Source organism: Terribacillus halophilus (assembly GCF_900101385.1).
GTDB classification, from domain to species: domain Bacteria; phylum Bacillota; class Bacilli; order Bacillales; family Amphibacillaceae; genus Terribacillus; species Terribacillus halophilus.
Genome location: NZ_FMZB01000003.1, coordinates 22,537 through 35,408, shown reverse-complemented (window position 1 = coordinate 35,408; position 12,872 = coordinate 22,537). Strand labels below are relative to the sequence as shown.

The 12,872-nt window shown below is 44.8% G+C and carries 13 protein-coding genes; 10 read left to right on the top strand and 3 right to left on the bottom strand.

Annotated elements, in window-relative coordinates; genetic code table 11:
• Positions 1-150: 150 nt before the first annotated feature.
• The gene (gene hisJ / locus BLQ53_RS06270) at positions 151-978 is read right to left on the bottom strand and encodes a histidinol-phosphatase HisJ (protein ID WP_093726445.1); all 828 of its coding nucleotides are present in this window, start codon (positions 976-978) and stop codon (positions 151-153) included.
• A gap of 122 nt (positions 979-1,100) precedes the next feature.
• On the opposite strand from hisJ, the gene BLQ53_RS06265 reads away from it, so the two are divergent.
• Genes BLQ53_RS06265 through hisIE form a run of 7 tightly spaced genes read left to right on the top strand, consistent with a single transcriptional unit; the run spans position 1,101 to position 6,726 of the window.
• Entirely contained in the window at positions 1,101-2,219 is a 1,119-nt protein-coding gene (locus tag BLQ53_RS06265) for an ATP phosphoribosyltransferase regulatory subunit (RefSeq protein ID WP_093726444.1), read from the top strand.
• On the top strand, positions 2,216-2,836 hold the full coding sequence (hisG, locus tag BLQ53_RS06260; protein ID WP_093726443.1) for an ATP phosphoribosyltransferase: 621 nt from the start codon (positions 2,216-2,218) through the stop codon (positions 2,834-2,836). Before BLQ53_RS06265 ends, hisG begins: the two co-directional genes overlap by 4 nt.
• Complete coding sequence (gene hisD, locus BLQ53_RS06255; RefSeq protein ID WP_093726442.1) at positions 2,833-4,107, top strand: histidinol dehydrogenase; 1,275 nt, start codon at positions 2,833-2,835, stop codon at positions 4,105-4,107. Before hisG ends, hisD begins: the two co-directional genes overlap by 4 nt.
• Positions 4,108-4,123: 16 nt before the next feature.
• On the top strand, positions 4,124-4,711 hold the full coding sequence (gene hisB, locus BLQ53_RS06250) for an imidazoleglycerol-phosphate dehydratase HisB (protein WP_093726441.1): 588 nt from the start codon (positions 4,124-4,126) through the stop codon (positions 4,709-4,711).
• Entirely contained in the window at positions 4,708-5,331 is a 624-nt protein-coding gene (gene hisH, locus BLQ53_RS06245) for an imidazole glycerol phosphate synthase subunit HisH (protein ID WP_093726440.1), read from the top strand. Before hisB ends, hisH begins: the two co-directional genes overlap by 4 nt.
• Positions 5,328-6,086: an imidazole glycerol phosphate synthase subunit HisF gene (gene hisF, locus BLQ53_RS06240; RefSeq protein WP_093726439.1), complete on the top strand. Its 759-nt coding sequence runs from the start codon at positions 5,328-5,330 to the stop codon at positions 6,084-6,086. Before hisH ends, hisF begins: the two co-directional genes overlap by 4 nt.
• Entirely contained in the window at positions 6,076-6,726 is a 651-nt protein-coding gene (gene hisIE / locus BLQ53_RS06235; protein WP_093726438.1) for a bifunctional phosphoribosyl-AMP cyclohydrolase/phosphoribosyl-ATP diphosphatase HisIE, read from the top strand. Before hisF ends, hisIE begins: the two co-directional genes overlap by 11 nt.
• A gap of 72 nt (positions 6,727-6,798) precedes the next feature.
• On the opposite strand, the gene BLQ53_RS06230 is transcribed toward hisIE, so the two are convergent.
• Complete coding sequence (locus BLQ53_RS06230; protein WP_093726437.1) at positions 6,799-8,430, bottom strand: glycoside hydrolase family 43 protein; 1,632 nt, start codon at positions 8,428-8,430, stop codon at positions 6,799-6,801.
• Between the two features lie 35 nt (positions 8,431-8,465).
• On the bottom strand, positions 8,466-9,650 hold the full coding sequence (locus tag BLQ53_RS06225; RefSeq protein ID WP_093726436.1) for an ROK family transcriptional regulator: 1,185 nt from the start codon (positions 9,648-9,650) through the stop codon (positions 8,466-8,468).
• 139 nt (positions 9,651-9,789) lie between these two features.
• Between BLQ53_RS06225 and BLQ53_RS06220 the strand changes: the two genes are divergently transcribed.
• The 3 genes from BLQ53_RS06220 (at position 9,790) to BLQ53_RS06210 (ending at position 12,871) form a co-directional block, all read left to right on the top strand.
• Positions 9,790-11,079 (top strand): extracellular solute-binding protein, encoded by a 1,290-nt coding sequence (locus tag BLQ53_RS06220; RefSeq protein ID WP_093726435.1) that lies wholly within the window; start codon positions 9,790-9,792, stop codon positions 11,077-11,079.
• 76 nt (positions 11,080-11,155) lie between these two features.
• Complete coding sequence (locus BLQ53_RS06215; RefSeq protein WP_093726434.1) at positions 11,156-12,034, top strand: carbohydrate ABC transporter permease; 879 nt, start codon at positions 11,156-11,158, stop codon at positions 12,032-12,034.
• Positions 12,035-12,049: 15 nt separating this feature from the next.
• Complete coding sequence (locus tag BLQ53_RS06210) at positions 12,050-12,871, top strand: carbohydrate ABC transporter permease (protein ID WP_093726433.1); 822 nt, start codon at positions 12,050-12,052, stop codon at positions 12,869-12,871.
• Position 12,872: the final 1 nt, after the last annotated feature.

Below are 12,872 nucleotides of genomic sequence, written 5' to 3'. Positions count from 1 at the left end.
AGATACATCTGATCTTTCCAAGGTGCTTATCAGGACTGGGATAATGACAACCAAATTAAGAAGTATTGGTGTGGCTGATGATCGACACCATGGAGTTCCATATGAAAATAGCTGCGCTTAAGCATCGTCTGCGCAGCTATTTGACCATTGTTATATATTTAATGGTTGCGGAAGTTGAGAAGGATAAGCAGAAAGTTCATCAAAACCCTTTCCGATTCCTGTCGCTGTATGACTATCGGAACCAGGAACAAGTGGAATGCCGAGCTGTTTGGCATAGTCAATTAACTTGACAGGCGGATAGGTTTCTTTACATAAAGGTTTGAAAAGTCCAGCAGTATTTATATCCAGCCCATATCCTTGTTTCTTTATAAGTTCCAGAAGCTTCGTCTGTTCCTTGGAGAAGTCGACAGGCTGCGGATAGGCGAGCTGAAATTTTTGGATTAGTGTGATGTGGCCAATCCGTTTCGGTTTGAAGCGGCCGAGTTCAGCTGCCACAGAAGCTTGCAGACTGTCATAATAGGCTGTATACAGCGGTTCCAATCCGCCAAACGCCGCAGCAGCACGCCCAAATTCTTCTTCACTGTAATCGATACAGAAGAAGGTCTTATCCGGCGCTTGCAGCATGTGAACGGAAAGGATGCCATCATCCATTTCCGGGCCGTACGTATCAAGGAAAGTTTGTGTTTCTCGTTCAAAGCCTTTGATATAGTCAACTTCAAAGCCGATATTGATCTGAAGATCCTCCTTATATTGTTTTTGCAGCGCTTTCCCCTCACTCAAATAAGTCTCTACTTTGTCCCGATCCATCGTGCTGTCTCTTTTCGGGGCAGGGTCTGTAAAGTTTTCCGGAAGCGGAGCGTGTTCTGTGAAAGACAGATGGGTGAGTCCTTTTTCGATTGCCTGCAGGACATAAGCTTCCATCTTATCATCTGCACCATGTTGGCAATACTGGGTATGTACGTGGAAATCTCCGGGCATATGCGGACTCCTTTCGTTACGTGTTGACGTTAGTATCTCATTATGTTACATTCAAATCAACAGAAATCCTTTATTTAAGTAAAGTGGTAAAATGATAAAGAAAAAGAATCGGAGGCTTATAGATGTTCTTACCTGCAGGAAGCCGTGATTTGACAGGTCGACAGCTTGTCAATCGTGTCACCATATATGAAAAGTTCCAGTCTGTCGTTAATTTACGGAATTATCAAGCTATTGAAACACCTATCGTCGAGTATAGCACAACTTTTACCAATCCATATGCTGGGATGACGCTTAAAAAGATGCTCAAATGGTTCGATGAAGAAGGGGAAATCGAAGTATTGCGTCCGGACTGGACGATTGCTGTTGCCCGTGCACTTGCGAATCAACAGTCAGATCAACAGAAATGGGCTTATGCCGGGTCTGTATTCAAAAAGGATCATGCTGGTGTTGAAAGCCATCAAGCGGGCATCGAAATCATCCGGACACCCGGATTGTATGGGGAATTTGAAAGTCTGTTCACGGCTGCCCGCTTCCTCACCGAGCTTGGAGTGCAGCAGTATAGCATCGAGCTTGGACACACAGAAATCTTTGAAACCTTCATTTCTTCTTTGGAACTTGACGAATTGACAGCTTCCCAGATTAGACAGGCGATGCATGATAAGCGAAAGGATGAAGTGTACCGCCTCGTCAATGAAGCAGGGAATGAGGAGTCGGCAGAAGCAGTGGCTGAATTGACAGATGCATTCGGCGGAACAGCCATTTTAGATAAATTCGCACAAATGTGGGGAAATAATCCGAAATTACTGCTTGTCGTTCAAGAGCTGCAGAAACTTGCCGCTTCCCTTGAAGAGTTGGGGCAGGATGTCATCGTTGATCTTGGCCGTGTCAAGCAGCTTCCATATTACAATGGTGCTATGTTCAGGGGATTCCTCGCAGAAAGTGGAGCGGAATGCTTTTCCGGCGGCAGATATGATGAGCTGTATGAACAGTTTGGCGGCAAGATGAGCGCAGTCGGATTGGCGTTTGATATGGATGTACTTGCAGCAGCATTGCCGGCACCACAAAAGCAAGAACGCATCTGCCTGCTGACGGATGAACAAGGACTGATTGCTGCCGAAGCGCTGCGTTATAAATACCCGGATGCTGTCGTAGACGTCAGGACGGAAACAACGGCAGAGACATATGATCGAGTTTACCAAGTGGTTAAAAGCGGAGAAGGATACGAGGTGATCGAAAAATGAAACCAGTCATCGCGTTAACAAAAGGTCGTGTCGAGAAACAATTCCTTTCTTATCTGGAGAAACGAGGCATCGACAGTACACCATTGGCAGAGAAAGGACGCAAATTGAGCGTCGAAACGGATGAAGCTGTTTATTTCTTTGCAAAAGGCGTCGATGTGAACACCTATGTAGAGCACGGTATTGCAGACCTAGGTATCGTAGGGGAAGACATCATCGCGGAGTTTCAGCCGGATGTATTCAATCTCTTTCCGTTGCCATTTGGAGCATGCAAGATGGCGGTTGCTGCTGAAAAAGGGAAAGTTTGGCCGGATCGAAAGAAACGAATAGCCAGCAAATATACCAATATCACAAAGCAATATTACTTAGAAAAAGGGGAGTCAGTCGATATCATCAAGCTGGAAGGTTCCGTGGAATTGGCTCCGCTGCTTGGGCTGGCAGATGCAATTGTCGATATCGTCGAAACTGGGACGACATTGAAGGAAAATGGCTTGGAAGTACTTGAAGATATCCAATATTTCACTGCAAGAGTCATTGCCAATCGTTCATCACTTAAAATGAAGCGCAATATTCTTAAGCCGTACCTTTCTGTTTTACAGGAAGAGGTGAGTCAACGATGAAAAAACTGACACGCGCACAATTCCTGGAGCAGTTTTGCACCCGGAAAGCAGATAGCAGTTTTGATCCAGATGTGCTTCAGTCCGTATCGGCCATTTTAAACGATGTCCGGATGGAGGGAGATCAAGCTGTCCGGAAGTACACTGACCAATTCGATCGTACGACAACGGAACAGCTGCTGGTTTCAGATGCTGAAAAACTAGAAGCTAAATCCAGGGTGACACCTGAGACACTGGCTGCTTTACAGGATGCAGCTGCCAATATCCGTGCATTCCACGAAAAGCAAATCACCCCATCCCGCATCATGGCAGCAGAAGACGGCAAACAGCTTGGTCAGCTCGTCCTGCCGATGGAGAGAATCGGCATTTATGTACCCGGAGGCAAAGCGGTATACCCATCGACGATTCTGATGAATAGCATTCCGGCGCGTCTGGCCGGTGTGCAGGAAATCACCATGGTGACACCTGTGAAGGATAACAGCGGTATTGCCCCGGTATTAGTGGCAGCAGCTGAAATAGCAGGCGTGGATAAAGTCTACAAAATCGGCGGAGCGCAGGCAATCGGGGCTTTAGCTTACGGAACAGAAAGCATCAATCCGGTTGATAAAATTGTTGGTCCTGGTAATACGTACGTGGCTGCGGCGAAAATGCTTGTTTTCGGTCAGGTAGGAATCGATATGATTGCCGGGCCATCGGAAGTTGCCATCATCGCCGACGAAACAGCTGATCCTGCTTTTATCGCCGCTGATTTGCTGGCACAGGCAGAACATGATGAAAAGGCAAGAGTGGTACTTTTGACTGACAGCGAGACGTTGATTCAATCAGTGGAAACAGAGCTTGCAACCCAGCTGGAGAAGCTGCCTCGCAAAGCAATAGCAAGCCAAGCAATCAACGGGAGCAGCGCGCTTGTCCTGACAGAATCTGTTGCAGAAAGCTTCGAGTTATCCAATGCCTTCGCTCCGGAACACTTGGAAATCCAGACAGCCGACCCATTATCAACCCTAGGGAAAATAAAACATGCCGGCTCTGTTTTCCTTGGTTCCTATGCTCCGACAGCGCTGGGTGACTATTACGGTGGAACGAATCACGTACTGCCGACAAATGGTACAGCCAGATTCTCGTCCGGACTCAGCGTGGATGATTTTATCAAGAAAACGACGTACACATACTACGATAAACAGGCACTAAAGCGAAGCAGGACGGCTATCACTCGGCTGACAGAAGAGGAACAGCTGACAGGGCACGGTGAATCAATCAACATCCGGTTCAAATGAGACAGGGGGAAGCAAAATGCGTCAAGCAGAAAAAGCACGTAAAACATTCGAAACAGACATCAATATGCAGGTGAATCTGGACGATAACAGCAAAATCCAAATCAACACAGGCGTCGGTTTCTTCGATCATATGCTGACACTGTTCGCAAGCCATGCACGGATAGGCCTCGTGGTGGAAGCAAAGGGGGATTTGCACATCGACAGTCATCACACAGTGGAAGATACAGGAATCGTGCTCGGTCAGCTGGTGAAAGAAGCACTTGGATCGAAGGAAGGTATCAACCGTTACGGTCATGCTTTTGTGCCGATGGATGAAACACTTGGTTTTGTGGCACTTGATATCAGCGGACGCCCATTCCTAGTGTTTGATGCAGCATTCGGGAATCCGAAACTAGGGAATTTCGATACCGAGCTGGTACGCGAATTTTTCCAAGCCTTCTCCGTTCATGCAGGAGTTACACTGCATGCCAAGGTGCATTATGGTTCCAATACGCATCATAAAGCGGAATCTTTGTTCAAAGCACTTGGCCAATCGCTGGCAATTGCCATTAAAGTAAATCCGGATATCGAAGGTGTCAACAGTACGAAAGGGATGATCGAATGATCGCAATCGTCGATTACGGCGTCGGCAATGTCGCAAGCGTCGCCAACGCCTGCAAACAGCTGGGTTATGAAACGATCCTGACTGATAAAAAAGAAGAATTCGAACAAGCAACACATATCATCCTGCCGGGTGTCGGATCATTTCGAGCAGCCATGGAAGAAATCGAAAGACGCAATCTACATGGGCTCCTTCTCGATCTAGCTGCACGTAAGCCATTCATCGGTATTTGTGTCGGCATGCAGCTATTATTTGAAAAAGGCTTTGAACATGGCGAAACAGAAGGATTAGGACTGATTCCGGGAATGGTTGCTAAAATTAAAACAAGTTACTTGCTGCCTCACATCGGCTGGAATGCCTTGGAGGTTACTGACCGTTTCCCAACTTACACAAAGCACGACGGCAAGCATGTCTACTTCGTGCACAGCTACCAGGCATACACATCAGAAGAATATATCGTTGCCAGCACGGAATACGGCACAAACATCCCGGCAATAGTGCAGAAGGATAATATTTGCGGCATCCAATTCCATCCGGAAAAAAGTGAAAAAATCGGCCAGTTGCTATTGCAAAGCGTGTTTGAAAGCAGTCAGCAAGCTATTAGCAAGGAGGAAAGCAAATGATCGCAAAACGTATCATCCCATGCCTTGATGTGAAGGACGGCACAGTCGTAAAGGGGACGAATTTCGTTTCCTTGCGTGAATTGGGTGATCCGGTCGCAATGGCTGCGGCCTATTCGAAAAGCGGTGCTGATGAGATCGTATTCCTCGACATTTCGGCAACGCATGAAGGACGATCGACGATGATGGATATCGTGCGGCAGACGGCATTGCACGTGTTTGTCCCTTTCACAGTCGGAGGCGGTGTCCGGACGATTGAGGATATGAAGGCCATGCTGCAGGCAGGGGCGGATAAGGTAGCCGTCAACTCAGCAGCAGTTGCCGATCCGGAACTGATTACCAAAGGAGCAGAGAAGTTCGGGTCCCAATGCATTGTCGTCGCCATTGACGCGAAGCGCTTTGATGATGGGTGGCATGTCGTCACGCATGGCGGCCGCAAAGATACCGGCATTGATGCCATTGAGTGGGCGAAAGAAGCTGAAGCAAGAGGAGCAGGGGAGATCCTGCTGACAAGTATGGACGCAGATGGTGTGAAAACTGGCTATGACCTGCCGCTCACGAAAGTGATTGTCGAGCAAGTTCGCATCCCGGTCATTGCATCCGGAGGCTGCGGCAGCCCCGAACATATAACCGAAGTATTCCAGGAAACAAATGTATCTGCAGCACTTGCAGCATCGATATTCCATGACAAAACGTTCAGCATCGAAGAAGTGAAGCAAAGCTGCCACCAGGAAGGAGTACGAATTCGTGAAGCCTGATTTTACCAAAGGACTTGTTCCGGCCATCGTGCAAGACAATCAGACCAAGCAAGTACTTATGCTTGCCTATATGAATGAAGAATCTTATAAAAAAACGCTGGAAACAAAAGAAACATGGTTTTATTCCCGTTCGCGTGAGGAGCTTTGGAATAAAGGAGCAACCTCCGGCAACACCCAGCAAGTCGTCGACATGAAATTGGATTGTGATAATGATACGATCCTGATCAGCGTCATTCCGCAAGGACCGGCCTGCCATACAGGCGAAGTGAGCTGTTTCTTCAACGAAACACCGATAACTGAAGAAGCTATGGCGGAAACGAATATTTTCCACACTGTCATGGAAGAAGCCGAAGACCGGAAAAAGCATCCAGTCGAGAACTCCTACACGAATTACTTATACAAAAAAGGTATCGATAAAATTGGCAAAAAAGTGATCGAAGAAGCTGGGGAAGTCGTCATCGCCGCTAAAAATGATGACATAGAGGAACTGGTGAATGAAGTGAGTGACCTGCTGTATCACAGCTTTGTCCTGCTCGCCAACCAAGGCGTCAGCCTGCAGGAAGTGGAAGCAGAGCTCGCCCGCAGATTCCAGAAGAAAGGCAATAACAAAGGAGAGCGTCCCCCGATTGAAGAGTGGTGACGCTCTTTCTTTGCCTACTCATGCAATAATGACGACAATCGGACTGTGTATATGTCTATGGTTAGATTACTGTTAAGGTCTATCAACCTCAGGTGAATCTTCCGCCTCGTAGATGAAATAGTCAAAATCAGCATGCAGTTGCTGACCTGACGTGTCCTGGCATTGCATTCCGACAAATGCGCCAGTAAAGAAGCCGCCGCCACGGATATAATCATCCGATAGCTTATGAGAAGGAAGTGTTACAGGTATTTCCTCCCACCTTTCTCCATCAAAGGAATAATGATAATTATATATGTGAGCGTTTACATCGCAACGCAAATAAATATATTCCACTTCTTTCGGAATGACGATGGGTTCATTGCGGAGAGGCTGCTGAAAGACAAAGTTATCGCATATTGTCAAATCGAGTATCCTTCCTTTATTTTCATCCGCTGTGATCTGTAGAGCAGACCAATTTTGCGTATTATAATAGTTAACCAGTCCAGCTGCCTGCTGAAAGTTAGTTGGATAGAAGGATACTTTTGTTTCTGCTGTAAAATGAAAATGCTGCCATCTTCTCGCGATAAACGCTTGAGTGAATCGAGACGTTAGCGATTCTCTTCCGTACAGTCTTAAATGTCCAGGGTTATCTTTCAGAGTTGCAATCTTGTTATCCAAAGGTATTCGTAGTGATTGGAAGTGAAGATTTAACGAATCAGTGTCGAAATCGTCTTTTACGGCATAATCACTTTGCCATGTTACTTCTTTGATTGTTGGACCTTCTATCTGTAGGGAAGGTTGATTGCCGCCTGGAACATAAGGCCAATCATTTTTCCATTCCAAGCGTTGAATGGCGGTTTCACGGCCGAGCGGACAATATCCACGTGGATCCAGCAGTGGTTTATTTGGTTGTGATAAAGGGCGGCCGGTTAAGTGAACCAGAAACCATTCATCGGTGTGTGTTCGAACGATGGAAGCGTGCCCAGCTTTTTGCAGCGGGTTTTTAGGATACGGAAAAGAAGTGATCAAAGGATTATCCGGATGAACTTCATAAGGACCATGCAAATTTTCGGATCGGGCAATAGTGGCTTGGTGATCGTATTTGGTTCCCCCCTCGGCAGTCAAGAGATAATAGAATCCGTTTATCTTATAAAGATGCGGCGCTTCAGTTAATTTCACTTCTGTTCCTTTGAAGATAATTTCCCTTTTTCCTACCAGCTTTTGTTCTGGAACGCTGTATTCCTGCAGGACGATGCCATAAAAATTATGGTGATCGACACGTTGATCCCAAAGCATGTTTACAAGATATTTTTTACCGTTGTCGTCATGGAACAATGACGGATCAAATCCCGAGCTGTTTAAGTATATTGGTTCAGACCAAACACCATCTATGGTATCACAGGTAACCAAATAATTATGGCAATCTTTCCATTGTCCATCGACTACTTTTACATCGGTATAGATAAGCCAGAACTGATTGTCATGATATGATAAAGCCGGAGCCCATACACCACCGGAATCAGGATTTCCCATCATATTCAATTGGCTTACCCGGTTTAGCGGCCTTGATACCAAACGCCAATTTTTCAGATCCTTGGAGTGATAAATGCCCACCCCAGGGAACCATTCGAAAGTGGATACAGCAATATAATAATCTTCTCCTGCCCGACAAATACTTGGATCAGGATTAAACCCTGTTAAAATGGGATTTTGAATGATTGTCATTTGTATAACCTCTCTTTTTTAAGGATACGGAACAATTAAACGTCCTGAATATTAATAGCCAAGAAGTTTTCGTTGGCATAAGCGGCAGCCCCCAAGGCGGCTGAATACCGAGATAGTTTAGCGAAACCAATCCTTAAATCTTTTTGATGCGTACGAAGCGTTTGCCCCTTTTTCTCCTCGATGGACTTACTAAGCCATTTAGCGGAAGAAGCTAGCCGGTTCCCGATGATGATTTGTTCTGGATTGAAAATATTGATGATATTGTTAATCCCGATTCCAAGATAATTGCCGATTTTGTCAAAGACTTCTACAGCATGCGGATCACCCCCTTCAGCAAGGTCGTTAAGCTCTTCGAGGGAGAGGACCTGTCCGCTTACTGGCGGAATTCCAGATGCCATCGCCCTATCTATCAATGCTTTTTCAGACGCATACAGTTCCCAGCATCCGTGATTCCCACAACGGCATAAAGGGCCGTCCGTTTCAATGGTCATATGTCCAAGTTCCCCGGAGAACCCACTTTGCCCCTTATAAAGTTCACCGTTCAAGATGAGACCGACACCGATACCGATCCCCACACTGACATACACTAAATTATCGGAGGATTGACCGGCACCGAATTGCTTCTCTCCGTAAGCTCCCGCGTTTGCTTCATTCTCGATTAGAACGGGCACGTTATATTTTTCTTCCAACACTCCTTTCAGGTCGATATTTCGCCAATTCAAGTTTGGAGCGAGCTGGATTTCTCCGTCAGTATTAACTGTACCTGGTACACCGACCCCGATTCCAACCAGGCCATAGGGACTTGGAGGCATGGAATGAAGGAGGGAATCAATGGAATTATGCAGTTCCTCCAGGATTTCTTCATATGTAAGGTCGCTGAAATGAATGATTTTTTCATTCTTGATATTTCCCTGCAGATCTGTCAAAATGCCCAGGATATAATTCACTCCAATATCAATCCCGATAGAGTACCCTGCAATGTGGTTGAATAAAAGCATGACAGGGCGCCTGCCGCCGCTTGAAACTCCCGGTCCGGATTCCATGATCAAGTTTTCTTCCAGGAGCTCACTAACTTGAGATGATACAGTTCCTTTATTCAGACCTGTTTTAGCTGCGATGTCTGCTCGGGATATAGGCATGTGATCTTGAATGGTTTGTAACACCAATGATTTGTTTCCTTTTTTAACAACATGCTGATTAAAGGTTTGGGATAATTTCATGCAAAAGCTCCATTCTGATGTTTGAATATTTCCATATTAACATGATAAACTTAGTTTATCCACTAGACAAACATTGTTTTCGGTGATAAACTGATTCCAGTAACACAACCATTCCAAAGAATAATGGGAGGAGTATCAATTGATAAAAAAGAAAGCGGTTACAATGGTGTTTGCTGTTATTTCCTCGTTGTTGTTAATCAGTGGGTGTTCCGGTTCGGATGATGCTTCAAGTTCTAGTGGTAAAACAATTGAGTTTATGCATTTATGGCCAGAAGGCAGTTCTAAGCAGCATAATGAAATTGTGAAAGAAATCGTTGCCGATTTTGAAGCAGATAATCCAGATGTAAAGGTAAAGTTGGAAGTGATGAGCAATGAGCAATATAAGGATAAAATCAAAGTTTTGTCTACCTCCAATGAGCTGCCTGATGTAGGTATGACGTGGGCTGCGGGGTATTTGGAACCATATGTGGACGGTAAAAAGTTTGCCCCTTTGGATGATTTGCTTGAAGGGGATTTAAAAGACAGCTTTGTTTCTGGAATCCCAGAAGCTTATGCGATCGACGGCAGTACGTATGGATTACCGCTTGAATTGAATATTGCCTCTGTATTCTATAATAAAAAGATTTTTGAAGAGAATGGTTTGGAAGTACCAAAAACATATGAAGAATTTCAAAGTGTCGTAAAAACGCTGGCCAAAAATGATGTGGCTCCAATTGCACTGGGCAATAAAGATAGCTGGACAGGATCTTTATGGTATATGTATTTCGCCGACAGGATCGGCGGGGGAGATGTATTGACTAATGCAATCAACCGTTCAGGTTCTTTCACTGATCCTGCGCTGGTTTCCGCTGCGGAAGAAGTTCAGAGCATGGTGGATATGGATGCATTTGTGAAAGGATTCAACGGGCTTTCAGACGAAGAAGCAAAAAGCATGTTCATGAACGAACAGGCTGCCATGTATCTGATTGCGACATGGGATCTTCCTAACTACACAACCAATGAAGATGTTCCTCAAGAGTTTCGTGATTCTGTAGGTTATTTTCCTTTTCCGACTGTTGATGGAAGTGGGGATATGAGCAGTTATGTAGGAGGACCTGGAGTAGGTTTGTTTGTTGCTGAGGATTCGGATGTAAAAGAAGAAGCGAAAGAATTTGTATCTTTCTTCGTAAAAGAGTGGGGAGAAAAGTCGGTTACAGAAGCAGGAGTTATCCCGGCTACGAAAGTGGATGCTGCTTCATTGGATCTGCCCGATATGTATGTAAATGTACTGGATGACTTGAACAATGCGAGTAATATTACACTATTTGCCGATGTTCAAATGAGTGCGGATGTTGCACAGGTTCACTTGGATATGATCCAGTCCTTGTTTGGAAAAGAGGTATCGCCAGAAGAATTTGCCGAAAAGCATGAAGAGGCGCTGTCAAAATAAGCTTTGAAATCAACGGAAGAGAAGGGCAAACCTATAGCTGGATTGTCCTTTTCTTATAAAAAAGGGGTTGATCACCATGGATAAAGTGATGTCCAACAAATGGGTAGTCGGGCTGTATATTCTCCCGGCATTTTTGCTCATCAGTATTTTCATCTTTATTCCTTTGCTGCTATCTGGATACTATGGCTTGATGGATTGGGATGGTATAGGCGCCATGAAGTACATAGGTATGGAAAACTACTTCAATGCCATTCGGGATGGACTATTTTGGGAAAGCGCCTTGCATTCATTCTTGCTTGCACTGTTTTCCACGGTGAGTTTGATTGTCTATTTGGCAATATCTTTAGTGCTCGCATCAAAAATCAAAGGCTCCAATGTATTGCGGAAAATATATTTGATTCCAATGTTGTTATCTTCGGTGGCAATCGCACAATTATGGATCAAAGTCTTCAACCCCTCCAATGGTATTTTAAATAGCATTTTAGCTTTCTTTGGGGTAGAGAATCCACCAGCTTGGCTTGCTGAACCGAATGTGGTACTGTACGCCATCTTTATTCCAATACTTTGGCAATACGCTGGTTTTTATATATTGATTTATTATGCTGCATTAAAAAATATCCCTGAGTCGATAGTTGAAGCAGCCAGGATAGATGGAGCGACTCCATTACAGATTGCCTATAAAATCAAATTACCCTTGATCATGGGGGTTGTCAAAGTAACGATTGTCCTGGCGGTTGTCGGTTCATTGAAGTATTTTGATTTGATTTATGTCATGACCGGCGGCGGACCAAATGGTGCAAGTGAAGTGATGGCATCCTATATGTACAAATTGGCATTTTCAAGTAATGACTTTGGGTACGGCAGTGCCATCGGGTTCCTATTATTGCTTATCACACTGGTTGTTACCGTCATTGTGCGAAAAGTTACAGCTTCTAAAGAGGAACTGCAATATTAAAAGGAGGTCATTGCCTTGAAAAGAGTAGGATACATTCTACTTTACGTTTGTTTGGCTGTGGTAGCTGTGTTTCAAGTATTCCCGATTTTATGGCTGTTTCTTTTTTCTTTGAAAAATAATCAGGAGATCTTCTCTAAGTCCCCATTCTCCTTGCCGACGGAATTTAGATGGGAAAATTATATGAAAGTATGGGATAGCGGGATAGGCGGTTATTTCTGGAACAGTGTCTGGATCACAGGAGTTGCCATCGTTTTTACCGTATTATTGGCGAGTATGGCTGCATTCGCAATTACCCGGATGAAATGGAAGTTAAGCAAGGCCGTGCTGGGCTTATTTATGGTGGGATTGATGATTCCTATACATTCTTCCATCATTCCTTTATTCAACATGTTTTTAAAAGTGGATATGATAGACAATCCTTGGTCGATCGTTATAACGTATACAGCTTATAATTTGCCGATCACCTTGATGATTTTGTTAGGGTTTTACTATACATTACCACGCGAAATAGAAGAGGCAGCCATCATGGATGGCTGTTCAGTTCATCGGATATTTTTCCGGATCATCCTACCGATGACAGTGCCAGTTCTGTCCACTACAGTGATCATCAACATGATTTATAACTGGAACGAGTTTGTGTTCGTGAATACTTTTATCAGCTCAGATGAATACAAAACACTGACAGTCGGGATACAAAATTTCATTGGACAGTATATGACGGATTGGGGAGCAATCGGGGCAACTTTAATCATCAGCATGCTGCCAATATTGCTAGCCTTCCTATTTTTCAGCAATAAAGTAGTAGAAGGCATCTCTTCCAGTGCAGTGAAAGGGTAAG